Source organism: Curtobacterium sp. PvP017, assembly GCF_054060195.1.
Genome location: NZ_JBSSCY010000008.1, coordinates 140017 through 163305, shown reverse-complemented (window position 1 = coordinate 163305; position 23289 = coordinate 140017). Strand labels below are relative to the sequence as shown.

The following is a 23289-nucleotide window of genomic DNA, read 5'->3' as shown; positions in this document are numbered from 1 at the left end:
CGGACGGGAGGCCCGTGGCGGCGTCGCCACGGGCCTCCCGTCCGCCTCCTGGTCGCGTCCACCGCACGCGCCGCGCCCGACACGAGCGGTCGCGGTCCCGCGACTCGCCGCTCACGTCCGCCGAGGTTCCGATCGGGAGTCTGACGGACGCCGACATGCCGAGATTTCGGAACCTCGGGGGAACGCGCGCGGGCGAGCCGCGCGGGCGAGCCGTGCGGGTGTGCCGTGCGCCCTACGACGCGGGGACGGACGCGCGTAGGGCCTCGCGCACCGAGCTCCACGCCGCCAGGCGGTCGCGGACGGCGTCGTGCCGCTCGGCGGCGAGTGCCTCGGTGTGCGCGCGCTCGAGCACCTCGTCGATGACGATGCGCTGCCCGGTCCGGGTCGAGGCGATCGCCGCCTCGACCATGGCGAGGCTCATGACGTTGCCGTGCACCTCGCCGTCCGGGGTCTCGCCGGAGCGCACGGCGTGCACGAACGACGTGAGCGCACCGGCGATCTCGTACCCGACGCTCGGTGCGGGCGACGGTGCGCCAGCGATGCCGTCGAGGTCACTGGACGGGTCGTGGTCGCCGTCCCACAGCGCGGTGCCGGCGGCGCCGGAGGCCCGCCAGTCGCCGTTCCACGAGGTCTCGGCACCCGGCGTGCACCACGAGCCGTCGTACACGTAGCGGACGTCGTCCTCGAAGGCGAAGACCGCCGCAGCGGCCGCGTCGCCGCGGTACCAGGACCACGACGGGTTCCAGGACTCGCAGTACACCGACACCGGGTCCCGTTCGAGCACGTAGCGGGCGGAGTCGAACGCGTGGATCGCCATGTCGAGCAGCAGGACGTCGTCCATCTGCTCGCGGAAGCCGCCGAAGTGCGGAGCCTTGGCGAACCGCGTGCTCAGCCCGCCGATCGCAGCCAGGCCGCGCACGTGCTGCCGGAACGCGACGAGCTGGTCGTTGTAGCGACGCGACTGCGACACCATGAACAGCTTGCCGGTGGCCTCGGCCGCCGCGGCGAGCGAGAGTGCCTCGGCGACGGTCTGCGCTGCCGGCTTCTCGCCGAGCACGGGGAGTCCCGCGTGCAGCGCCTGCAGCGTGACCGGGTGGTGCGCGACCGGGACGGTGATGTCGAGCACCGCCTGCGCGCCGGTCTCCGCCGCGAGCACGGTCAGGTCGGTGCCGACGGGGATCGACGGGGCGCCGGCGTGCGCGGCCCCGGCCCGGGCGACGTCGAGGTCGAGGTCGACGATGCCGACCAGCTCGACGTCGGGGTCGGCCGCGACGGTGCCGAGCCAGGCTCGGCCCATGCCCCCGGCCCCGACCTGCAGGACGCGCAGCGCGGTCACGCCTGCGCCCCGGCGTGGTCGGACGCGTCGGCGTCGGCTGCGTGCTCGTCCACGGGCGCGTCGTCGAACGGGCCGCGGTAGTGCTGGCCGTCGAAGTACTCGCCCAGGTCGTAGCGGCGGAGCGTCGGGATCGCCCGCTCGCGCTCCGGCCGTGCCCACTCGGTGGCGTTCGCGATCACGCGGCGGACGTCCTTGTGGTGGTACACGGGGAAGTCCTGGTCGCCGGGGGAGAAGTAGAAGATCTTCCCGAGGCCGCGGCGGTACGTCATGCCGCTCCGGAACACCTCGCCGCCGGTGAAGCCCGAGATGAAGACGAGCTCGTCGGGGGTCGGCACGTCGAAGTACTCGCCGTACATCTCCTGCTCGGGGATGACGATCGGGTTCGGGACGCCGCGGGTGATCGGGTGCTGCGGGTTGACGGTCCAGACGAGTTCCTGGTCGTGCTCGCTCCGCCACCGCAGGGTGCAGGTCGTGCCCATCAGCTTGCCGAAGATCTTCGACCAGTGGCCGGAGTGCAGGACGACCAGGCCCATGCCGGACAGCACGTGCTTGTGCACCCGGTCGACCACGGCGTCGTCGACGTCCTGGTGCGCGGCGTGCCCCCACCAGGTCAGGACGTCCGTCGCGGCCAGGACCTCGTCGGTCAGGCCGTGCTCGGGCTCCTGCATGGTGGCGGTCCGGACGACGGCGTCGGGGAGGTTCTCGCGGATGCCGTCGGCGATCGCGCCGTGCATGCCGTCGGGGTAGCGCTCGGCGACGTGCTGCTCGACCTGTTCGTGGACGTTCTCGCCCCAGACGGTGATGCGCAGCGGGGTGGTGGTCATGGTGTGCCTTTCTGGCTGGGATGCGTGGTGGCGTCGGTCCGGGGCCGTCATTTGACGGCACCGCCGAGGGCACCAGCGGAGATGTACTTCTGCGCGAAGATCAGCAGGACGGCAGCGGGCAGGGACGCCAGCACCGAGGTCGCCATGACGGGCCCCCAGTCGGTGACGTTCGACCCGATGTAGTTGTAGATGCCGAGCGTGATCGGTCGCACCGCGGTCGTCGACGTCAGGGTCAGTGCGATGAGGAAGTCGCCCCACGCACCGAGGAACGTGAAGAGCGCGGCGGTGACGATCGCGTTCCGGCTGATCGGGACCACGATCGAGACGAACGCCCGGAAGTCGCTGGCGCCGTCGACCAGGGCCGCCTCGACCAGGCTCGGCGGGATCGACTCCATGAAGGCCCGCATCAGCAGGATGGCGAAGGGCACCTGGACCGCGCTGTCGGCCAGGATCAGCCCGACGTAGCTGTTGAGCAGCCCGATGTTGTTGAACAGTGTGTACAGCGCGTTCGCGATGACGATCGCCGGGATCATCTGGGTGATGAGCAGCACGAGCAGGAACACCCGGCCGCCGCGCATCCGGAACCGTGCGAGCCCGTACGCGGCGGGCGTCGCGATGGCCAGCGTCAGCAGGACGGTGCCGAGCCCGATGATCATGCTCGACAGGAAGTTCTGCCCCTGCTGGGCGAACGCCGCCTCGTAGCCCGCGAAGGTCGGGGAGAACGGGAACCACGTCGCCGTGGCGGCCCCGGACGTCGCCTGGAGGCTCGTGTTGACCATCCAGTAGACGGGGAACACCATGATCGCCAGGAACACGCAGCCGAGGATCGTGAACGGGAGGCCCTTGACCGAGCCGCGCGGCCGGGGTGCCCGGGCGCTCCGCTTGGTGGTGATCGCGCGGGTGGCGGTGACGGTCTGGTTCGCGAGTCCGACGCTCATTCGTCGACCGCCTTCCGGGAGATCGCGATGTAGACCATCGCGAAGACGAACGAGACGACGATGAGCACGTTGCTGACCGCGGCTCCGATGCCGAACTGGAAGTTGATGAACGACTGGTGGTACGCGTTCGTGGCGAGGGTCTGGGTCGAGTTCGCCGGCCCGCCGCCGGTCAGGCCGAGGATGATGTCCACGACCTTCAACGTGTAGACGACCCCGAGCACGACGACGACGCTGACCACCGACCGGATGCTCGGCCAGGTGATGTACCAGAACGCCTTGAACCCGGTGGCGCCGTCGAGCGAGCCGGCCTCGTACAGCTCCGGCGGCACGGACTGCAGACCGCTGTACAGGATCGTCGTGTTGAACGGGATGCCGAGCCAGACGTTGACGCCGATCACGGCGATGAGCGCGAGGCTCGGGCTGACCAGCCACGGCACCGGGGCGATGCCCACCACACCGAGGAGCTGATTGAGCGCGCCGCTGTCCTGGTCGAGCAGCCACTTCCACACCGCGCTCGACGCGATGAGCGGCAGGAGCCACGGCAGGAGCAGGAGCCCCCGCAGGAAGCCGGACAGCGGGAAGTGCCGGCGGAAGAACAGCGCGAGGCTCAGCCCGATGACGAACTGCAGGACGATCGAGCCCGCCGTGAACAGGGCGGTGTTCACGAGGCTCGTCGTGAAGACCGAGCTCTGGAACACCGAGATGTAGTTGGCGAGTCCCACCCACGGGGCCTCGCCGGTGAAGAAGGTCGCCGTCGTGTAGTCCTGGAAGGACATGACGACGTTCTTCACCACCGGGTAGCCGAAGAAGACGGCCACGAAGACCGCCGCTGGCACCACGAAGAGCCATCGGGTCACGCCGGATCGGAACCGGGCTCGTCGCTGCCCGGGTCGGGGTGTCGTCACGGACGGGATCGTCCGTGGTCGTGTCTGTGTCGAGGCGCTCACGCCGGGGTCCTTTCCTCACGCGGCGGGAGCCGACCGGGTCGGCCGGCTCCCCACTGCTCGTGCGACTGACTACTGCTCCTGCGACTGCGCCTGCTTGAGCGCTGCCTCGGGGCTGGCCTTGCCGGTGAGGGCGAGCTGGACGGCGGTGTAGATCTTCGTGGCGGCCTTGGGCCAGTCGGGTCCGAGCTCCCCGGTGCGGGCGCGGGCGGTCTGCACCGTGGTCACGAAGGACGCGACCTGCGGGTGGTCCTTCGCCCAGGCGGCGCCGGCCTCGAGGTTCGTCGGCACGTTGCCGCTCACCTCGGACAGGGTCTTCTGCATCTTCTGCGTGTGGAGGCAGCCGACGAACTTGCCGGCGAGCTGCATCTTGTCCTTGTCGCCGGTCTGCGGGACGGTGAACGCCTCGCCGCCGAGCGGTGCGACCGTGGCCTCGCCCGTGCGCGTCGGGATCGGCACGCTGTCGAACTCGAGGCCCTTCTTCTCGTTGAGCGCCGGCAGCTGCCAGGGGCCGTTGATCATCATCGCGGCCTTGCCGGCCAGGAACTGGTTGTTGACGTCCGCCTGCGCCCAGTTGATCGAGCTCTTGGACATCGAGCCGTCGTCCTGCAGGTCCTCGACGAGCTGCAGGGCCTGGGTGGCCTCCGGCGTGGCGATGTCCTTCTCGTCGCCACCGTTCGACCAGAAGAACGGCAGGAACTGCCAGGTGCCCTCGTACGTGTTGATGTTGCTCATCGCGAAGCCGTAGGTGGACCCGCTCGTGAGCTTCTTCGCGGCGGCCTTGAGCTCGTCCCACGTCTTGGGCGGCTCGACGCCGGCGTCCGCCAGGAGCTTCTTGTTGTAGTAGAGCGCGATGGAGTTCGTGTTCGACTGCAGGCCGTAGAGCTTGCCCTTGTAGGTGCTCGCCGCCTTGACGCCGGGGACGTCGCCCTCGGCGCTCAGGCCGTAGTCGCTGAGGTCGGAGAGGGCACCCGAGGACGCGATCTGCTGCACGTCGGGGTTGTCGAGCATGAGGACGTCGGGCAGCGTCTTCGAGGATGCCTGCTGCAGCACCTTCGAGATCAGTCCGGCGCCGGCGACGTGGTTGATCGTGACGGTCGCGCCGACCTCCTTCGCGCACTGCTTGTAGACCGGGTTGTAGTTCGCGTCGTAGTAGTCCTCGATCGTCAGGGCCTTGCTGCCGCCCGACGAGGCCGATCCGGAACCGGAGCAGCCGGTGAGGACCAGGGGGATCGTGGCGACGACGGCGACCGCGCCGACGAGGGCGCGCGTCCGGCGCGACGGGGAAGTGAACTTGTGCTTCATTGCAGAGCTCTTCTCTTGACGGATGCTGGGGCAGGCACGCATCGACGAGGCCGCTGACGTCATCGTCGCTGTGCTCCTGGGGCGAGAAGCTAACAGATAAGCGCTTCACCTGTAAAGCGCTTTTCTGACTTCTTGCGCGCTAGGATCGGCGGCATGGCCACGATGCAGCAGGTCGCCGATCGGGCGGGGGTCTCGATCGCCACCGTGTCCTTCGTGGTGAACGGGACGAAGTACGTGACCCCCGGCACGACCGCGCGGGTGAAGACCGCGATGCGCGAGCTGAAGTTCCGCGGCAACGTCGTCGCCCGTGCGCTCGCGAGCCGTCGGACCCGGATCATCGCGCTGCTGTTCCCGACCACCGGCAACCGCTTCAGCCCGACCACCTCGCAGTTCTTCATGAGTGCGGCGGAGCGTGCGTCCGAGCGGGGCTACCACCTCGTGCTCTGGCCGGTGGACCCCGCCGGCGACGACCTCGACGACCTCGTCTCCGGCGGCCTCGTGGACGGCGTCATCCTGATGGAGGTGCGGATGGACGACCCCCGCGTCGCGGTCCTCACCGACCTCGGCGTGCCGTTCACCCTGATCGGCCGGACCCGCGACAGCAGCGGGCTGCCCTTCGTCGACATCGACTTCGAGACGACCATCGAGGACAGCCTCGACCACCTCGAGGCACTCGGACACCGGCGGTTCGGACTCGTGCTCGAGGACCTCGACGGCACCCCGATGGCCGGCTACGCACCGCACCTGCGCGTCGAGTCGACGTTCCGGCGCGCCGTCGTCGACCGCGGCCTGGCCGGAGCGGTCGTCACCGCGGGGCCGGGCAGCGACGGCGGGCGGCAGGCCACGAGCGACCTGCTCGCGGCCGACCCCGACGTCACCGCGGTCCTCGTGATGAAGGACGACTCCACGGCCGGTGTGCTGGTCGGGCTGTACACCGCCGGACGGCGGGTCCCCGAGGACGTCTCCGTCCTGAGCATCGCGTCGTCCGAGGCGAACGCCGACCAGCACTACCCGCGGTTGTCCACGATGGTCGCCCCCGGTCAGGAGCTCGGGATCCGAGCCGCCGACGCCCTGATCGAGCAGCTCGACGGCACGTCCGACGACCTGCCGCACTTCCTGCTGCCGTGCACGCTCCGGTCCGCGGAGTCCACGGCTCCCGCCCCCGCCTGACCCCTCCCGGCGCCCGCCGGCCCCATCCGCGAAAGCGACAGATCTCCGCGAACGGTTCGCGGCACACTGTCGCTCTCGCAGCACCGATGGGGGCACCTGCGCGCTTTCTGTCGCTTTCGCGACCACCTGCCGGACTGGAGGCGCGGGTCGACCCCGCCACGGGCCTCCAGGCCGCCGCCCCGCGGCCCCAGATCGCCACCCGCGAAAGCGACAGATCCCTGCGGACGTTCCGCGGCAGGGTGTCGCTTTCGCGGCAGCGACAGCGACAGCGACAGCGACAGCGGCTGCGCCCCGCGCGCCCCCACCCACCGGGCGCTCAGGGTCCGTTGGTTGTGTGGTTGCACAGGTTCGCAGCACCACACGTCGAGGAGGACGGATGGCCATCGACCGCAGGATGTTCCTGCTCGGGGGAGCGGGGGTGCTGCTCCTCGCGGGTTGCTCCACGCGCCCCGAGCGCACGCTGGTCCAGGACTGGCCGACCGACCCGCCCGAGGGTGCGGCGACGATCAGCTGGTGGGCCGGCCAGGTCGCCTCGAAGGACGGCGGTGACCTGCGCCGGCGGCTCATCGCCGAGTTCCAGAAGGAGCACCCGAACATCCGCGTCCGGATCGTCAGTGCCCCGAGCGACACCGACACCAACCGGACGAGCCTGACGACCCAGATCGCGGCGGGCAGCAGCACGCCGGACGTCTACCTCGGCGACGTCGCGTGGCCCGGGCAGTTCGCGAAGAACAAGCTCGCGACCCCGGTGAACGAGCTCGTGGGGGCGGACTTCTTCGACCAGTTCCCCGAGGGGCTGCGGCAGGCGGCGAGCGTCGACGGGACGTACTACATGTTCCCGCTCTACATCGACGAGTCGTTCTTCCTGTACCGCAAGGACCTGCTCGCCAAGCACTCCCTGCAGGTCCCGGGGTCGTGGGAGGAGGTCCGCGAGACCGCCGCGAAGCTCGTCGACACCGGCGACGTCAGCTACGGGTTCGCGTTCCAGGGCGACGTCTACGAGGGGCTGACCTGCAACGTCACCGAGTTCGTCGCGGACGCCGGGGGCTCGCTGCTCAACGACGACCTGACCAAACCCGAGACCACGAGCTCCGAGACCAAGCGCGCGTTCGAGTTCATGCGCTCCCTCGTGACGTCGGGTGCGTCACCCCGGGCCACGCTGACGTACCAGGAGCAGGACACGAACGACGCCTTCTCGGGCGGCCGCGCGGCGTTCCTGCGCAACTGGTCGTACGCGTGGGGGATCGCGAACGGACCGGACAGCCAGGTCGCGGGCAAGGTCGGGCTCGCCGCCCGGCCGACCTTCGACGGCATGGACGAGCACCACTCGACGATCGGCGGGTGGGGGAACTACATCAACCCGCACACCCAGGAGCCCGCGGCGGCACTGACCTTCGCGCGCTGGATGTCGAGCGAGACGGCGCAGCAGTTCCTGACCCGTGAGGGCGGCGTCCTGCCGGCCCGCAGCGCATCGCTCGTCAGCGATGACGCGAAGCGCCAGGAGCGTCCCACCTACGGCACCGCGGCCGGCATCACGCTCGTGCCCCGTCCGACGTCGACGGCGTACTACCCGAAGGTCTCGCAGGGCGTGTACCAGAACGGCAACAGCATCCTCGGCGGCCAGGCGTCCGTCGACGGCGGTACGAGCACGATGGCCTCCGCCATCGCGCTCGCCCTGCAGGGTGAGGCGCTGTGAGCGCCGGCACGGCCACGCGGTCGGACGAGCGGCCGGGAGGCACGGCTCGCCTCGACCCGCCGCCCCGCCTGAGCGGACGGTCGCGGCTCGACCGCATCCGCGCGCGCGGTGCGTGGGGATTCGCTGCCCCGGCGCTCCTGGTCGTCGCGGCGGTGACGATCTTCCCGGTGGTCTACTCGATCGTCCTGAGCTTCGCGGACGTCGAGGTCGGCTACGAGGGGTTCACGATCCAGTCGTTCGGGCTGGGCAACTACGCGGCCCTGCTGCAGAGCGCCGACTGGTACCGGGCCCTCGGGTTCACGGTGCTCTACACGGTCGTGACCGTCTCGGTGGAGCTCGTGCTCGGCATGCTCGTCGCCCTGGTGCTCGAGCGGCTCGGGGCCACCCGCGGGTGGATGCTCGCGCTGATGCTGATCCCGTGGTCGCTCGTCACCATCGTGAACGCGCAGCTGTGGAAGTACGTCTACGACAGCACCTACGGCGTCGCGACGTGGTTCTTCGGCTTGTTCGGGGACGCCCCGGTGATCCTCGGCGAACCCGTCCCGGCGATCACGGGCCTGATGGTCGCGGACATCTGGAAGACGACGCCCTTCGTGGCGATCATCCTGCTCGCCGGGCTCGTGCAGATCTCGGAGGACCACTACGAGGCCGCCGAGCTCGACGGCGCCAGCACCTGGCAGACGTTCTGGCGGGTGGTGCTGCCGCAGCTCACCCCGACGCTGACGATCGCGGTGCTGTTCCGCATCCTGCAGGCCTTCGGGGTGTTCGACCTGCCGTTCGTGCTGACGAACGGCGGGCCGGGTACCGCCACCCAGTCGCTCGCGATCATGGGCTACAAGGTCCTGTTCCAGGACATCAACATCGGACCGGGCGCGGCGATCGCGACGTCCACCGCGATCATCGTCGCGGCCGGGTGTCTGCTGTTCCTCCGGGCGTTCCGGAACCAGGCGAAGGGAGGGGATGCCTGATGCCCCGTCAACGTGTGCGCAAGGGCTGGCGGAAGTGGGTCAACACCGTCAACGTCAGCGGTGTCGTCATCGCGGTGCTCACGGCGCTGCCGCTGTACTGGCTCGTGTCGACGTCGCTCAAGCCGGCGTCGGAGATCGGGCAGTCGCCGCCCACCGCGTTCCCGCGGTCGATCACGTTCGACAACTTCGTCGTGGCCTTCCGCGACAACGCGCTCGGGCAGTACATGGTCAACAGCGTCATCGTCTCGGTGTCGACCACGGTGATCGTGCTCGCGCTGGCGTTCCTGGCGGGCTACGCGCTGGCCGGCCGGTTCATCCGCGGGCGCACGGCGATCATGACGTCGCTGCTCATGCTCTCGGTGTTCCCGGCGATCGCCGTGCTGACGCCGCTGTACCTGCTCGAGCGCAACCTCGGACTGCTCAACTCGTACCCGGGGCTGATCGTGCCGTACGTCGCGTTCAACCTGCCGTTCGCCATCTGGATCATGCGGAACTACCTGGTCGGGATCCCCTCGACGATCGAGGAGGCGTCCGAGATCGACGGAGCGGGAGCCTGGCGGACCGTGCTCAGCGTGATCCTGCCGATGGCGAAGCCGGGGCTGTTCACGGTCGGTGTCTTCACGTTCACGGCGTCGTGGAGCGAGTTCCTGATGGCACTGACGTTCAACAGCGAGAACTCGTTCCGGACGATCCCGGTCGGCATCGCGTTGTTCGGCACGCAGTTCACGGTGCCCTTCGCGCAGATCTTCGCGGCGAGCGTCGCGGCCACGGTGCCGATCGTGATCCTGGTGCTGGTGTTCCGCCGCTCGATCGTGTCGGGGCTCACCTCCGGCGCCGTCAAGGGGTGACGTGGCCATTGATTCCTGAGGGATAGTCCGTCAGGATCGGAGCAGACGTCGATGGCGACGGCCGGGACCAACCACCCCGACCGTGGCCGCCACCGATCGGCGTCACGGATCAGGAGACACGTCATGGCTGACAGCACCGCGCCCCCACGCGCCCGGAACCACGGCCGTCGCGCCGCGGACGACACCGCTCGCCGCTCCCGGCGCCGCAACCGGGTCCTCGCGCTCGCGGCCGGTGGCGTCCTCGTCATCGGCGGAGCCGGGTACACGCTCGCGTCGTGGACGGACACCGAGTGGGTGTTCGGCGGCGACGGGTCGGGCGGACCCGGCGTCGGCACGTCCGGGTTCGAGGTCGAGCAGAACGTGACGGCACCGTTCACCGCGGCGGGGTTCACCTCGGATGAGACGAACCCGGGGCAGGCCCTCCGGTTCACGGTCGATGCGCTGGCCCTCTCGCCGGGCACGGCGACCTACGCACCCGTCGCCCTGCGCACCACCGCCGACTCGATCGCCGGGGACCTCGTGCTCCGGGCAGCGGTCCCCGCGGCGGGCGTCGCGGTCACCGACGCCGACGACGTCCTGTGGAACGCCCTGCAGGTCCGGGTCGCCGCGATCACGGACACCACCGCCGTGTGCGACGCCACCGCGTTCGACGTGCCCTGGACGAGCGTCGCGTCCGGGCCGCTCGGCACGGCTGCCGCGACGGTCGCGCGGCCCCTCGCCGCAGCCGGCGGGTCGACGCAGGTGTACTGCTTCGAGGTCTCGCTGCCGGAGTCACCGACGCTGCCCGCGGGCACCACGGTCGACGCGCTCCAGGGGCGGACGGTCGCGCCCGCGTGGCAGTTCGCCGCCGAGTCCGACTGAGCGCGGCCGTGCGCGGATCCACCGCGCCGACGTCCTCCGACGAGGGCACGGCGCCGCCCCGTCGTCCCGCCGACCGCGTCCGGACCGTCGTCCTGACGGTCGCCGGCGCGGTCGGGCTCACGTGCGTGCTCGCCTGGGCGGCCGTCGCGATCACCGGGCTGTCGTTCGTCGTCGTCACCACCGGGTCGATGGCCCCGACGATCCCCGCCGGCGGGCTCGCCATCACGCACCGCGTGCCCGCGGTCGAGGTCACCGACGGGGACGTCGTCACGGTGCCGCGCGCGGGGTCGAGCCTGCCGGTCACGCACCGGGTCGTGGCGGTGGACCGGGTCCCGGGCGACTCGGCCGCACGCTCGTTGACCCTGCGGGGCGACGACAACGCGTCCGACGACCGTGACCCGTACGTCGTCCGGCACGTCGGCCTCGTGCTGGCGCACGCTCCCGGCCTGGGATCGGCGCTCGTCGCGGTCACGAGCGCCCCGGCACGCGGGCTGGCGGTCGCGGTCGTCGGCGTGCTCGTCGCGTGGGCGTTCTGGCCGGCCCGTCGGGAGGACTCGTGAACCGCGCCCTCGCCCTCGTCGCGGCCGTCGCCGCCGTGCTCGTCGGTGCGGCGGGCATCGGCACGACCGCGGTGGCGGTCGCGTCGACGGACTGGAGGCCCGTGGCCGAGACCGGCACGCCGGGCCGGTTGGTGCTGCACACCGGTCCGGAGCCCCTCGTGCTGCCCGGGGCGGGGGACCGCGGGGACGTCACGTGGCAGGTGCGGACCCGCGTCGACGAACCCGGTCCGGTCACCCTCGACCTGCAGCTCCTGGGACGGGGCGGCCTGCCGGGCGGTACGGACGGGGTCCTCGTGTCGGTGGAGACGTGCGACCAGCCGTGGCGCGACCCGTCCGGAGCCCCCGCGTGCGGCGGACAGGAGGCAGCGCTCGTCGACGCCGTCCCCGCCTCCGACTGGGCGGCGACCGCACCGTCCGTCCGTGTGCCCGACCCGGACGGCGACGGCGAGGCGTACCTGCTCGTCCGGCTGACGCTCGGCGACGCCGCCACCACGGTGCCCCGGACCGCCGAGCTGGGCGTCGGCGTGACCGCCCGCGGCAACGACCCGGCCGTGTCGGGGCGCCCCGCTCGCGGCGACGGCGACGAAGCCGGTGGTGTCGGTCCGGTCGTCCTCGCGATGACGGGCGGCGGGTTCGCGGGACCGGTGCTCGTCGCGGTCGCGGCCGTCCTCGCCGGCGTCGCGCTCCGACTCCGACGTCCCCGGAGCCGGTCGTGACCCGGCGCCCCCTGCACCTGCGTCGCGGCCGGCTCGCGGTCGTCACGGGCATCGTCGTCGCGGCCGCACTCGTCACGCCCACAGCCGTCCCGAGCACCGCGTCGTGGACGGACCGTGCGTGGGCGAACGGGGCCGTCGGGACCTCGTCGTTCGACTGCGGCACCGACGCGGACTACACGTCGACGGCCTCGAGCCGGTTCCTGGGCGGGAGCATCGCCGGCGTCGACCTCGACGACGTCGCGACGGTGCGCGGGGTCGACGTCGCGAAGACCGGGGCGGCGCCGGCGTCCGTCGAGCCCGCCACCGCGCCCGAGCTCGGCACGGGCGGCCGCCCCTTCACACAGGCGTTCGGCAACCCGCTCGACGTCGGCCTGCTCGGGGACGTGGCGGGCATCGACCTCACCGGCCTCGGCCTCGGGCTGCCAGCGGGTTCGGCCGGCGCGGTGAACCAGGTCGCGACGGCGTCGGGCACGGGTGAGGCCGTGGCGGCGTCGGGCCTGGTCGCGGACTCCGGCGGCGTGCTCGTCACGCCGTCGACCCCGTCCGGCGACCTCCCCGATCCGGCGTCCGTCACGCTCAGCCGCGCGCTGCCGGGCATCGCGGACGTCACCGACGTCGGGCTCGACGTCGGCGCGGTCGGTGCGAGCGCACAGCTCGCCGGGTGCGACGCCATCAGCGACGAGGTGTGGGGTGGGGTCGTCCAGCGCACGCTCGCGACGAACCTGCGGACCGCGGTCGAGCGGGCCGCCGCCGACAGCGGTCCCGCCGGACTCGAGCGGGACTACGGGATCGCGAGCCTGGACCTCCGTGTGGACAGCCCGCTCGTCGGCGCGCTGGTCACGGCGGTGGACGACACCGTGGTGCAGCTCGACGCCGCCGTCGACGCGCTCGGTGGGAAGGACGGGGTCCTCGCCCGGACGATCAACCAGAGCGTGCTCGGCGTCCTCGGCGGGCTGACCGGCAGCCTCGAGCTCGGCACCATCGGCGGCACGGTCGAGATCACCGGGCCGGACCTGGCGGACGCGGTCGCGCCGCTGCTCGCCGAACCCGTGCAGGACGCCGGCGGCACGCTGTCGCTCGACCTGTCGAAGGGGTCCGTGCGGGTGGACCTCGCGCACCTGCTCGGTGACGACGCGCACGGTCTCAACGACCTGCCGCCCAACCACGAGGTGGTGCTCGATGCGGTCACCCTCGGCGCGCTGGCGGACCGGCTCGGGCAGGTGGTGGATGCCTGGGCGGCGAAGATCACGACCGCGCTGACGACCGCACTCGGGTCCCTGCACGTCCGGATCGCCCTCGCGGCCGACCTCAGCGCACCGCTCGCGCTCGGCATCCGTGTGAAGATCGCGACGCTGTCGATCGGCGTCGACACCGGCGTCGCGGCGCTCATGTCGGGGCAGACGAAGCTCTCGGTCGGGGTCGCGCTGCTCGGACTCGACCTGGGCGGACTGCTCGGCGTGGTCACCGGCCTCGCCACCTCGCTCGTGAACCCGTTGACCCAGGCGGTGGTGGGGACGCTCACGACCCGGTTGTTCGCGCTCGTGGGGACGCTCGGCACGACGCTCACGACGACGATCGGCGGTCCGGTCGTCCGGGCACTCGGGACGGTCCTCGCACGCCTGCCCGGGGTGCTCGCACTCCGTGTCAACGTGCAGCAGGACCTCGACGCGGCCGCGCCCCCGGCCGGCCGCGCGACGACCGGGCGGTACACGCAGACCGCGCTCCGTCTGTCGATCGCGGATGCCCTGGTGCCGGGCGGGCTGGCCCGCATCGACCTGGCCAGTGCCGTCGTGGGGCCGAACTCGGTGTCGCTCCTCGCGCCCGTCCGCGCCCGAGATAGGTAGCATCGTTACCTAACTGCGCATGGTGGACAATCGCCCGGACCGGATGCTGACCGCCCGTACCCTGCCCTCAGGGGCTCGGGGCGCCGAGGTCGACGGCCGCGATGATGCGATCGACGATCCGGACGAACCGGACCCTGTCCCGTTCCGAGAAGGAGGCCAACAGCTCGTGCAGGTGCTTGTTCGTGCCGTCCATGGCGACCGAGTAGTCGCGCCTGGCGGTCTCGGTCAGCTCGATGTGGCGACTCCGTCCGTCGGCCGGGTTCGGCACGCGACTGAGGTGCCCGCTCTGCTCGAGTCGGTCCACCATGCCGGTCACCGCCGGCCCGGTCAGGCCGAGGTGCTTCGCGAGGTCCTTGACGCGGACGGTCCGGTCGGCCTCTTCGGCGCGGGACACGAACTGCAGTACGGTCAGGTCGCTGCCCGAGACGCCGAGCTGGTCGCGCAGTCGCGTGCGCAGTGCGGACACCGCTGCTTCGAGGCGGGTCAGCGCCGCGACGAGGTCGAGATCGCTCACGGGAGCGCCCCCTTCGCACGGATCGGGTCCGCAGCACCATACGCCGCACTCACCGGATCAGCGTATCCACATAACGAGTCCCGCTGCCAGGTCCGGGTGGCGACTCCGGCGACGGTGCGCCGTGGCTGACCTGTTCGAGGCGCCGCTCTCTAGCGGGCGTGCGAGCGAGTCGGTCCGCTTCGAGGTGTCCGGAACGGAGCCGGAGTCCGCGGCGCGCGACCTGGCCACGGTGCACGGCGCCGCGCAGTGGTCCGCCCAACGATCCGGCGACGAGTTCCTCTACCGCTACACCGCGGTCGGCGACACCGAGGTCAGCATCCGCCGGTCCCGGATGCGCGGGGTCCTGCGCGGTGCGATGCCGATCAGCACCGACTACATCGTCGCCTGGATGACCAGCGGCAGCGCTCACCTCGACGTCGGCGGGCAGCGGGTCGACCTGCGCCGGAACGTGCCGACACTGCTGCCCTGCGACACCGCGTTCGTCTTCGCCGCCGAGGACCACGACCAGCGCCTGGTGCACCTCGACCGGGAGCTCGTGCACCGGTTCGCCGGCGAACGGCTCGAGCTGGGAGACCGACCGCTGCGGTTCGACCACACGCGCGAACCGGACAGTGCCGCGTTCGGTCGGTGGCAGGGTGCCCTCGTGTCGCTGTCCCGCGCGCTCCGGGTGGCCGGGCCGGACTCGGACACCTGGTCCGAGGCGAAGGCGCTCGCGATCGCCGCGTTCCTCGAGACCTTCCCGCCGCAGCTCGACGACCTGCCGACGGAGCTGGCCCTGCCCCGGAACGCCCGACTGCGCGCCGCCGTCGAGTACGTGCACGCGCACGCGTCCGAGACGGTGACCATCGCCGACCTCGCCGCGGTGGCCGGCCTGAGCGTGCGGTCCGTGCAGGAGTCGTTCCGTCGGGTGTTCGACGTGTCGCCGCTGACGTACCTGCGGGACGTCCGCCTCGACCGCGTGCGCAGCGAGCTCCTCGAGCTCGACCCGCAGGCGGGGGTCATCGGCGACGTGGCCCGACGCTGGGGGTTCGCCCACCTCGGCCGGTTCTCGGCGTCGTACGCGGCACGCTTCGGCGAGTACCCGAAGCAGACCCTGCGCCGCTGATCCGGGGTCAGCCCCGCGGTGCCGGACCGGTACTGGAGCGCACCCGCAGCGTGGTCGACAGGCGGACGTGGTCCGACGCGGCCTCGCCACGGAGCATCGTGAGCAGCATGTCGACCGCGCGGGACCCGAGCTCGGCCAACGGTTGCGACACGGTCGTGAGCGGTGGGGTCGTGATCGAGGCCTGGGGGACGTCGTCGAACCCGACCACGGACAGGTCCTCGGGGACCCGCAGGTCGAGCTCCGCCGCGGCCCGCAGCACGCCGAACGCCGACGAGTCGTTCGCGGCGAACACCGCGGTCGGGCGGTCGTCCATCGCGAGCAGGTCGCGTGCGACGGCGGCTGACTGCTCCTCCTGGTAGTCGCCGTCGCGGACGAGTCGCTCGTCGATCGTCAGCCCGGCGGCGGTCAGGGCGGAGCGGTACCCGGCCTCGCGCAGCTGGGCGGAGGCCAGGTCGGCGCGACCCCGCAGGTGCGCGATCCGGGTGTGCCCGAGTGCGAGCAGGTGCTGGACGGCCTGCACCGCCCCGCCCTCGTTGTCGGCGTCGACCGTCGCGTGGCCCTCGGGGCCGGTGTGCGGGTCGATCGCGACGACCGGGATCGACGAGCTCGACAGCGCCGTGGTCGGGGTGACGACGATGGCTCCGTCGATGAGGGTGCCGGACAGGCGGGACAAGGACCGGCGTTCCCACCCGGGGCGGTCGGCGCCCGTCATCAGGCCGGCGTAGGCGAGCAGCTCGTAGCCGGTGCCGGTCGTCGCACTCGAGATGCCGCGCAGGAGCTCGGTCGAGAACGGCTCGAACTCGGGCACCAGGATCCCGACGACCCCGGTGCGGGAGCTCCGGAGACTCCGGGCGACCAGGGACGTCTCGTAGCCGAGGTCCGCGACGACCTGCTGCACGCGGATCATGGTGGCCGCGGCGACCCCGTCACGTTGGTTGATGACCTTCGACACGGTGGGGATCGAGACCCCCGCGACCCGTGCGACGTCGCCGATCGTCACCCGGCCGGCACCGGGACGCGCGCCGAGAGCCGAGTCCATGTGCTCACCGTACCGCTGAAGTGGGTCTCGAAACGGCTTAGAAAACGTTATCGATATCGATTGACAAGCGGCAGGAGCACCTGGCACGCTCTCCGCAGCGGCAGTGGATGTCGCTGTATGTCAACGACGACACGAGGAGTTCCACGATGACGAGGAAGATCCGTGCCGCGGCAGCCATCGCGCTGATCGGGGCGACAGCACTGGTGGCCACCGGCTGCTCGGCAGGCGGCAACGCGGCCGACGACGGCACCGGCAAGGTCACGATGACCTTCTGGCACAACTCCACCACCGGACCGGGCAAGGCCTACTGGGCCTCGACGGTCAAGGCGTTCGAGGACAAGTACCCGAACGTCACCATCAAGACGCAGGCGATCCAGAACGAGGACCTGGACGGCAAGCTGCAGACCGCGCTCAACTCGGGCGACGGGCCGGACGTCTTCCTGCAGCGCGGTGGCGGCAAGATGGACGCGATGATCGCCGCCGGGCAGCTCATGGACATCTCCGACTCCATCAGCGCCGACGCGAAGAAGTCGATCAGCGCCGGGACCTTCGCGGGCTACGAGAAGGACGGCGCCACCTACGCCATGCCCGGCGCCGTGCTCCCCGAGGGCATCTGGTACTCGAAGGACCTGTTCAAGGAAGCCGGCATCAAGGGCACGCCCACGACCATGGACGAGCTGAACGACGCGATCACGAAGCTCAAGGCCAAGGACATCGACCCGGTCGCCGTCGGCGCGAAGGACGCCTGGCCCGCCGCGCACTGGTACTACAACTTCGCGCTGCGCGAGTGCAGCCAGAAGACGCTCGAGGGCGCGGCGAAGTCGTTGAAGTTCGACAACGCCTGCTGGACGAAGGCCGGCGAGCAGCTCGAGGACTTCACCGCGACCAAGCCGTTCAACGACGGCTTCCTGACGACCGCCGCGCAGCAGGGCGCCGGCAGCTCCGCCGGTCTGCTGGCCAACCACAAGGCTGCCATGGAGCTCATGGGCGCATGGGACCCGGGCGTGATCAGCTCGCTCACCCCGGACGGCAAGCCGCTGGCCGACCTCGGCTGGTTCCCGTTCCCGACCATCGACGGTGGCAAGGGTGACCCAAAGTCGATGATGGGTGGCGTCGACGGCAACTCCTGCTCGGCGAAGGCCCCGAAGAAGGCCTGCACGGACTTCCTGAACTTCATCGTGCAGAAGGACAACCAGGAGGCCTACTACACGGCGTTCCAGGCCATCCCGGTCAACCAGGAGGCCCAGTCGGTCGTCGACGCGGACTACCTCAAGTCGGCCCTCGCCGCCTACCAGGAAGCCCCGTTCGTGTCGCAGTACCTGGACACCCTGTACGGCCAGAACGTCGGCAACGCGCTGAACACCAGCGTCGTCGACCTGCTCGCCGGCAAGGGGAGCGCGAAGGACATCGTGGAGACCACCAACCAGGCTGCGGCCAAGGGCTGACCATGACCCTCGACACCTCGCTCGGCACGACCCCGACCACCGGGTCGGACACGGCCGCGGGGACGTCCCCGGCGGGGAGCGGTACGCCGCTCCCCGCCGGACGGCGGTCCACGCGCCGCATCGCGGACTGGCGGAAGCGCGTCGAGATCGCGGTGCTCGCCGGCCCCGCGGTCATCGTCTTCGTCACCTTCGTGATCCTGCCCGTGGTGCTGGCCGCCTACTACGGGTTCTTCAAGTGGCAGGGCTACGGCCCGCCCACCGACTTCGTGGGGCTGCAGAACTACCTGATCATCTTCCAGGACAAGGCGTTTCACGCGGTCCTGATGCACAACGGCTTCATCGTCGTGCTGTCGCTGGTGCTGCAGGGGCCGATCGCCATCGTGCTCGCGCTGCTGCTCAACCAGAAGATGCACGGTCGCGGGCTCGTCCGCGTGCTCGTGTTCGTGCCGTACGTCATCTCCGAGGTGATCGTCGGCACCGGCTGGAGCCTGATGCTGCAGTCGAACGGTGCGGTGAACGACCTGCTGCAGGGCATGGGGCTCGGCGGGCTGCGGGCGGACTGGCTGTCCAACCCGGACATCGCCATCTGGACGCTGCTCGTGATCATCTCGTGGAAGTACATCGGCTTCGCGGTGATCCTGTTCCTGGCCGGCCTGCAGAGCATCCCCGAGGAACTCTTCGAGGCGGCGGCCATCGACGGCGCCGGCTACTGGCAGATCCAGCGGCGGATCACCCTGCCGCTGCTCGGCCCGACCATCCGGATCTGGGCGTTCCTGTCGATCATCGGCTCACTGCAGCTGTTCGACCTCGTCTACATCATCTGGGGGCAGTACATCTCGTCGACCGCCGGCACCTCGACGATGGCGACGTACATGGTCGCCAACGGCCGCACGTCGGGCAACTTCGGCTTCGGCAGCGCCGTGGCCGTGGTCATGTTCGTGATCTCGCTCGCCGTCGCCCTGATCTACCAGCGCTTCGTGCTCCGCCGCGACACCGCGGGTGCACTCACCGAGAGGAAGAACTGATGGCCACCACGAGCATCGTCGCCCCCGGGCGGCGGGCCACGCGGGAGCGGCGGTCCAGTGCCGCCATCGGCCGTGCGAACCCGCTCACCTACCTGGTGGCGATCCTGTTCGTCGCCGCGAACCTCGCCCCGGTGCTGTACATCGTGCTGGGCGGCTTCCGGACGAACTCGCAGATCACCACGAGCCCCGCCGGGCTGCCGGCACCGTTCGAGCTGGGCAACTACGGCTCGGTGCTGTCCAGCGGCATCTTCTGGCAGCAGCTCGCCAACTCGACGATCAGCGCCGTGACGACCACCGCGGGCGTCGTCGTGCTCGGCCTCATGGTGAGCTTCGTGCTCGCCCGCTACCGGTTCGCCGGACGCGGTGCGCTGTACGCGCTGTTCGCCGCCGGCCTGATGTTCCCGATCACCGTCGCGATCACGCCGCTGTACCTGCTCGTGAAGGACCTCGGTCTGACGAACAGCCTGGCCGGCGTGATTCTGCCCCAGATCGCCTTCGCCCTGCCGACGACGGTCATCATCCTGGTGCCGTTCCTGCGGGCGATCCCGGACGAGCTCGAAGAGGCGGCGTCGATCGACGGCGCCAGCCGCCTGGGGTTCTTCTTCCGCATGGTCGTGCCGCTGTCGCTGCCGGGCGTCGTCACGGTCGGCATCCTGGCGTTCATCGCGAGCTGGAACAGCTACATCCTGCCGCTGTTCATCCTGAACAACGAGGGGAGCTACACGCTGCCGCTCGGCGTGCAGGCGTTCTCGTCGCAGTACTCGGTCGACACGGCCAAGGTGCTGGCGTTCACGTCGATGTCGATGATCCCGGCACTGGTGTTCTTCACCATCTTCCAACGCCGCATCGTCGGCGGGCTGACCGGGGCGGTGAAGGGGTGACGACGACGGACGCGACCCGGCCCACCGGGAGCCAGCCGCGCCTCCAGGACGACCACGGGGCGACCGACGCTGCCGGACCCGACCGCGCGACCACCCTGCTGGCCGCCATGACCCTCGACGAGAAGGCGGCGCAGCTCGTCGGCTACTGGCTCGACCAGGACGGCGTCGTCGCACCCATGCAGGGTGAGATGGCGGCGGCCGCCGACGGCCGCACGCTGGCGGACATCACCCGCGACGGCATCGGCCAGTTCACCCGCGTCTACGGCACCCGACCGGTCGAACCCGACGACCGCGCGGCGTGGTTGTGGGCGGAACAGCGGCGACTCACGCGCGAAACCCGACTCGGGATCCCCGCGCTCGTGCACGAGGAGTGCCTGACCGGACTCGCCGCCTGGAAGGCCGCGACGTTCCCCACTCCGCTGGCCTGGGGCGCGGCCTTCGACCCGGACCTGGTCGAGCAGGTCGGCGCCGCCATCGGCGCGTCGATGCGGCAGCTCGGCGTCCACCAGGGACTCGCGCCGGTCCTCGACGTGGTCCGCGACCCCCGCTGGGGTCGGGTCGACGAGTGCATCGGCGAGGACCCGTACCTGGTCGGCACCGTGGGGACCGCCTACGTGCGGGGCCTGCAGTCGGCCGGCGTCGACGCGACGCTCAAGCACTTCCTCGGGTACTCGGCGTCACAGGCGGGGCGGAACCACGCGCCCGTGCACGCCGGACCCCGCGAGGTCGCCGACGTGTACCTGCCGCCGTTCGTGATGGCGCTGCGCGACGGTGGCGCCCGGAGCGTCATGAACTCCTACGCCGAGATCGACGGCGTCCCCGTCGCGGCGAACGGCGAACTGCTGACCGGCCTGCTGCGTGACGAGCTCGGGTTCGACGGCACCGTCGTCGCGGACTACTTCTCGGTCGCGTTCCTCGAGGTCATGCACGGCATCGCCGCCGATCGTGGCGAGGCTGCGGCGCTGGCACTCGAGGCCGGCATCGACGTCGAGCTGCCGACGGGTGACGCGTACCTGGCGCCGCTCGTCGAGCGGGTCCGGTCCGGACTGCTCGACGAGGCAATGGTCGACCGCGCCGTCCTGCGGGTGCTGCGGCAGAAGGAGCGCCTGGGCCTGCTCGACCCGCAGGCGTTCGAGGACGAACCGCCGACCGGGATCGACCTGGACACCCCGCTGCACCGCTCGTTGGCGAAGCAGTTGGCGGCGCGGTCGCTGGTCCTGTTGTCGAACGACTCGCGCGGCGCGGCTGGCACCGGGACCGGGACCGGGACCGGGACGGGGACCGGCACCGGCACCGCCGCGCCGGTCCTGCCGCTGCGCGCCGGTGCGTCCGTCGCCGTCATCGGCCCGAACGCCGACCGCGCCGAGGCGCTGCAGGGCTGCTACTCCTTCGCGAACCACGTGCTCGCCTCGCACCCCGACCTGCCGCTCGGCTTTGCCATCCCGACCGTGCGCGAGGCGATGGTCGACGCCCTCGGCGAGGACGCCGTGCGCTTCGCCGCGGGCTGCGCCGTCACCGGGTCCGACCGTGCCGGGTTCGACGACGCCGTCGCCGTGGCCGCCGCGTCCGACGTCGCGGTCGTCGTCGTCGGCGACCAGGCCGGACTGTTCGGCCGCGGCACGGTCGGCGAGGGGAACGACACCGAGTCGCTCGACCTGCCCGGCGTGCAGCGCGAGCTCGTCGAGGCGGTCGTCGCCAGCGGCACCCCCACCGTGATGGTGCTGCTGACCGGGCGGCCGTACGCGATCGGGTGGGCGCTCGACGGCGACGGCGTCGCCGGGGCCGGGGCCGATGCCGGCGACGGCGTCGCCGGGGCCGACCACGGTGCCGACGGCTCGCTCCGTCCCGCCGCCGTCGTGCAGGCCTTCTTCCCCGGCGAGGAGGGCGGCACCGCCATCGCCGACCTGCTCACCGGCGCCGCCTCGCCGTCCGGCCGCCTGCCCGTCTCGCTCCCGCGGGCCGCCGGCGCGCAGCCGTACACGTACCTGCACCCGCGGCTCGGCGGCCCGTCCGACGTCACCGCCGCCGACTCGACCCCGGTCCGTCCGTTCGGCTTCGGCCTCGGCTACACGTCGTTCGCGTACGACGACCTGGTCGTCGACGCGTCCGTCCGTTCCGACGCCGGGTTCGAGGCGTCCGTGACCGTCCGCAACACCGGTTCCCGCGACGGCGAGGACGTCGTCCAGCTCTACGGCCACGACGTGCACGGCAGCGTCACCCGACCCGAAGTCCAGCTGCTCGGCTACGCGCGCGTCGCGCTCGCCGCGGGGGAGTCCACGCGGGTCCGCTTCCGGGTGCCCGTCCAGCGGTTCGCGTTCACCGACCGGCAGATGCGCAAGGTAGTCGAACCCGGGGACGTGCAGGTCTGGGTCGCGTCCCACGCGGCGGCGTCACGACCGGGAGGCCCGGTGCCAGCAGGCGGGATCGTCGCGTCCGGCGGTGGGCCGGTCCGACCGCCCGTCCCCGGCTCCGCCACGGAGCGCGCCACGGTCGACGTGACCGGGCCGGTGCACGAGGTCACGCTCGACGACCCACGCGTCGTGGAGTGGTCGGTGGGCTGAGGCGACACCGTGCCACCTCACCGCAGGTCGACGTCGTACGACACCATGGTCGTCGTACGACGTCGACCATGTCGTACCGGTCTCGATCCCCGAGACATCGACACCGCCCGCGCACCGATCGCCGCGGGCTGAGCAGGAGACGACGATGTCCGACCTCATCACCACCCTCGAACAGCAGGAGCGCGACCTCGTCCTCGACGCGTTCACCCACGACGACGCCTGGGACCTGGGCTCGCTGATCCGCGGCATCGCCCACGAGGCCGGCCACGCCGTCGGCATCGACATCCGCAGGCCTGGCCTCGGGGTGTTCCGCGCAGCGACCCCGGGCATCACCCCGGACCAGCACGTCTGGATCGACCGCAAGGCCGCGGTCGTGCTCCGGATGGAGCAGTCGAGTGCCCTCGTCGACGCCCGGTTGTCCGCCGCCGGGGTCGATCCCGCTGCGATCGGGTGGCTCGGCGCCGAGTACGCCGTCACCGGCGGGTCGTTCCCGATCCGGGTCCGCGGTGCCGGTGTGGTCGCGGCCGCGACGGCCTCCGGCCTGTCCTCGATGGAGGACCACGACCTGGTCGTCGCTGGCCTGCGCGCCTTCATCGCCTCGCGTTCGCGGGCGTGAGGTTCCAGGACTCGCCGCTCACGTTCCCCGAGGTTCCGCGGACGGCCCCAGCGCGCCCCGAGATGCGACGATCTCGGAACCGGGGGACGCCGG

The 23289-nt window shown here is 71.3% G+C and carries 21 protein-coding genes; 14 read left to right on the top strand and 7 right to left on the bottom strand.

The features are described from left to right. Nucleotides 1-232: 232 nt before the first annotated feature. The 5 genes from ACVKXF_RS15590 to ACVKXF_RS15570 form a co-directional block, all read right to left on the bottom strand. Nucleotides 233-1327 (bottom strand): Gfo/Idh/MocA family protein, encoded by a 1095-nt coding sequence (locus ACVKXF_RS15590; RefSeq protein ID WP_456796278.1) that lies wholly within the window; start codon nt 1325-1327, stop codon nt 233-235. 5 nt (nt 1328-1332) lie between these two features. Further along, on the bottom strand, nt 1333-2160 hold the full coding sequence (locus ACVKXF_RS15585) for a ThuA domain-containing protein (RefSeq protein ID WP_456796275.1): 828 nt from the start codon (nt 2158-2160) through the stop codon (nt 1333-1335). 47 nt (nt 2161-2207) lie between these two features. Next, nucleotides 2208-3098 carry a carbohydrate ABC transporter permease gene (locus ACVKXF_RS15580; protein WP_340197210.1) on the bottom strand — a complete coding sequence of 297 codons (891 nt, stop codon included), beginning with the start codon at nt 3096-3098 and terminating at the stop codon, nt 2208-2210. After that, nucleotides 3095-3955: a carbohydrate ABC transporter permease gene (locus ACVKXF_RS15575; protein WP_185021402.1), complete on the bottom strand. Its 861-nt coding sequence runs from the start codon at nt 3953-3955 to the stop codon at nt 3095-3097. The genes ACVKXF_RS15580 and ACVKXF_RS15575 overlap by 4 nt, the downstream gene beginning before the upstream one ends. Nucleotides 3956-4114: 159 nt before the next feature. Then, on the bottom strand, nt 4115-5347 hold the full coding sequence (locus ACVKXF_RS15570; RefSeq protein ID WP_123313206.1) for a sugar ABC transporter substrate-binding protein: 1233 nt from the start codon (nt 5345-5347) through the stop codon (nt 4115-4117). A 153-nt stretch (nt 5348-5500) separates the two neighbouring features. Here ACVKXF_RS15570 and ACVKXF_RS15565 point away from each other — a divergent pair, with 153 nt between their 5' ends. From ACVKXF_RS15565 to ACVKXF_RS15530, 8 genes are all read left to right on the top strand, one after another. Further along, the gene (locus ACVKXF_RS15565; protein ID WP_456796274.1) at nt 5501-6517 is read left to right on the top strand and encodes a LacI family DNA-binding transcriptional regulator; all 1017 of its coding nucleotides are present in this window, start codon (nt 5501-5503) and stop codon (nt 6515-6517) included. Between the two features lie 376 nt (nt 6518-6893). Continuing rightward, the gene (locus ACVKXF_RS15560) at nt 6894-8213 is read left to right on the top strand and encodes an ABC transporter substrate-binding protein (protein WP_456796273.1); all 1320 of its coding nucleotides are present in this window, start codon (nt 6894-6896) and stop codon (nt 8211-8213) included. Further along, nucleotides 8210-9181, top strand: a complete 972-nt coding sequence (locus ACVKXF_RS15555; RefSeq protein ID WP_185021404.1) for a carbohydrate ABC transporter permease — start codon at nt 8210-8212, stop codon at nt 9179-9181. The genes ACVKXF_RS15560 and ACVKXF_RS15555 overlap by 4 nt, the downstream gene beginning before the upstream one ends. Next, nucleotides 9181-10029 (top strand): carbohydrate ABC transporter permease, encoded by an 849-nt coding sequence (locus ACVKXF_RS15550; protein ID WP_260233080.1) that lies wholly within the window; start codon nt 9181-9183, stop codon nt 10027-10029. Before ACVKXF_RS15555 ends, ACVKXF_RS15550 begins: the two co-directional genes overlap by 1 nt. A 123-nt stretch (nt 10030-10152) precedes the next feature. Further along, on the top strand, nt 10153-10890 hold the full coding sequence (locus ACVKXF_RS15545; protein ID WP_260233081.1) for an acyl-CoA dehydrogenase: 738 nt from the start codon (nt 10153-10155) through the stop codon (nt 10888-10890). An 8-nt stretch (nt 10891-10898) separates the two neighbouring features. Then, a complete protein-coding gene (locus ACVKXF_RS15540; protein ID WP_456796272.1) occupies nt 10899-11450 on the top strand; it encodes a signal peptidase I in 552 nt (183 codons plus the stop codon). Then, a complete protein-coding gene (locus ACVKXF_RS15535) occupies nt 11447-12166 on the top strand; it encodes a hypothetical protein (protein ID WP_456796271.1) in 720 nt (239 codons plus the stop codon). Before ACVKXF_RS15540 ends, ACVKXF_RS15535 begins: the two co-directional genes overlap by 4 nt. Then, nucleotides 12163-14010 carry a choice-of-anchor G family protein gene (locus tag ACVKXF_RS15530; protein ID WP_456796270.1) on the top strand — a complete coding sequence of 616 codons (1848 nt, stop codon included), beginning with the start codon at nt 12163-12165 and terminating at the stop codon, nt 14008-14010. The genes ACVKXF_RS15535 and ACVKXF_RS15530 overlap by 4 nt, the downstream gene beginning before the upstream one ends. Before the next feature lie 67 nt (nt 14011-14077). Here the strand turns inward: ACVKXF_RS15530 and ACVKXF_RS15525 are convergent, their stop codons facing one another. Then, the gene (locus ACVKXF_RS15525; protein ID WP_123313212.1) at nt 14078-14524 is read right to left on the bottom strand and encodes a MarR family winged helix-turn-helix transcriptional regulator; all 447 of its coding nucleotides are present in this window, start codon (nt 14522-14524) and stop codon (nt 14078-14080) included. A gap of 121 nt (nt 14525-14645) precedes the next feature. Between ACVKXF_RS15525 and ACVKXF_RS15520 the strand changes: the two genes are divergently transcribed. Beyond that, nucleotides 14646-15629 carry an AraC family transcriptional regulator gene (locus ACVKXF_RS15520; RefSeq protein WP_456796269.1) on the top strand — a complete coding sequence of 328 codons (984 nt, stop codon included), beginning with the start codon at nt 14646-14648 and terminating at the stop codon, nt 15627-15629. A 7-nt stretch (nt 15630-15636) separates the two neighbouring features. On the opposite strand, the gene ACVKXF_RS15515 is transcribed toward ACVKXF_RS15520, so the two are convergent. Further along, a complete protein-coding gene (locus ACVKXF_RS15515; protein ID WP_340196547.1) occupies nt 15637-16668 on the bottom strand; it encodes a LacI family DNA-binding transcriptional regulator in 1032 nt (343 codons plus the stop codon). 146 nt (nt 16669-16814) lie between these two features. Here ACVKXF_RS15515 and ACVKXF_RS15510 point away from each other — a divergent pair, with 146 nt between their 5' ends. From ACVKXF_RS15510 to ACVKXF_RS15490, 5 genes are all read left to right on the top strand, one after another. After that, nucleotides 16815-18113: an ABC transporter substrate-binding protein gene (locus ACVKXF_RS15510; RefSeq protein WP_456796268.1), complete on the top strand. Its 1299-nt coding sequence runs from the start codon at nt 16815-16817 to the stop codon at nt 18111-18113. Between the two features lie 2 nt (nt 18114-18115). Further along, on the top strand, nt 18116-19138 hold the full coding sequence (locus ACVKXF_RS15505; protein WP_123313216.1) for a carbohydrate ABC transporter permease: 1023 nt from the start codon (nt 18116-18118) through the stop codon (nt 19136-19138). Next, a complete protein-coding gene (locus ACVKXF_RS15500; RefSeq protein ID WP_123313217.1) occupies nt 19138-20019 on the top strand; it encodes a carbohydrate ABC transporter permease in 882 nt (293 codons plus the stop codon). The genes ACVKXF_RS15505 and ACVKXF_RS15500 overlap by 1 nt, the downstream gene beginning before the upstream one ends. Nucleotides 20020-20126: 107 nt before the next feature. Then, nucleotides 20127-22580: a beta-glucosidase gene (locus ACVKXF_RS15495; protein WP_456796277.1), complete on the top strand. Its 2454-nt coding sequence runs from the start codon at nt 20127-20129 to the stop codon at nt 22578-22580. Nucleotides 22581-22725: 145 nt separating this feature from the next. Next, nucleotides 22726-23196, top strand: coding sequence for a heme-degrading domain-containing protein (locus tag ACVKXF_RS15490; protein WP_456796267.1), 471 nt, complete (start codon nt 22726-22728; stop codon nt 23194-23196). Nucleotides 23197-23289: the final 93 nt, after the last annotated feature.

What these genes read in the sequence shown, in the direction of transcription:
- ACVKXF_RS15585 (WP_456796275.1), bottom strand. Translation starts at nt 2,160, where the DNA reads ATGACCACCACCCCGCTGCGCATCACCGTCTGGGGCGAGAACGTCCAC.
- ACVKXF_RS15580 (WP_340197210.1), bottom strand. Translation starts at nt 3,098, where the DNA reads ATGAGCGTCGGACTCGCGAACCAGACCGTCACCGCCACCCGCGCGATC.
- ACVKXF_RS15570 (WP_123313206.1), bottom strand. Translation starts at nt 5,347, where the DNA reads ATGAAGCACAAGTTCACTTCCCCGTCGCGCCGGACGCGCGCCCTCGTC.
- ACVKXF_RS15565 (WP_456796274.1), top strand. Translation starts at nt 5,501, where the DNA reads ATGGCCACGATGCAGCAGGTCGCCGATCGGGCGGGGGTCTCGATCGCC.
- ACVKXF_RS15560 (WP_456796273.1), top strand. Translation starts at nt 6,894, where the DNA reads ATGGCCATCGACCGCAGGATGTTCCTGCTCGGGGGAGCGGGGGTGCTG.
- ACVKXF_RS15550 (WP_260233080.1), top strand. Translation starts at nt 9,181, where the DNA reads ATGCCCCGTCAACGTGTGCGCAAGGGCTGGCGGAAGTGGGTCAACACC.
- ACVKXF_RS15545 (WP_260233081.1), top strand. Translation starts at nt 10,153, where the DNA reads ATGGCTGACAGCACCGCGCCCCCACGCGCCCGGAACCACGGCCGTCGC.
- ACVKXF_RS15515 (WP_340196547.1), bottom strand. Translation starts at nt 16,668, where the DNA reads ATGGACTCGGCTCTCGGCGCGCGTCCCGGTGCCGGCCGGGTGACGATC.
- ACVKXF_RS15510 (WP_456796268.1), top strand. Translation starts at nt 16,815, where the DNA reads ATGACGAGGAAGATCCGTGCCGCGGCAGCCATCGCGCTGATCGGGGCG.
- ACVKXF_RS15505 (WP_123313216.1), top strand. Translation starts at nt 18,116, where the DNA reads ATGACCCTCGACACCTCGCTCGGCACGACCCCGACCACCGGGTCGGAC.
- ACVKXF_RS15500 (WP_123313217.1), top strand. Translation starts at nt 19,138, where the DNA reads ATGGCCACCACGAGCATCGTCGCCCCCGGGCGGCGGGCCACGCGGGAG.
- ACVKXF_RS15495 (WP_456796277.1), top strand. Translation starts at nt 20,127, where the DNA reads ATGACCCTCGACGAGAAGGCGGCGCAGCTCGTCGGCTACTGGCTCGAC.
- ACVKXF_RS15490 (WP_456796267.1), top strand. Translation starts at nt 22,726, where the DNA reads ATGTCCGACCTCATCACCACCCTCGAACAGCAGGAGCGCGACCTCGTC.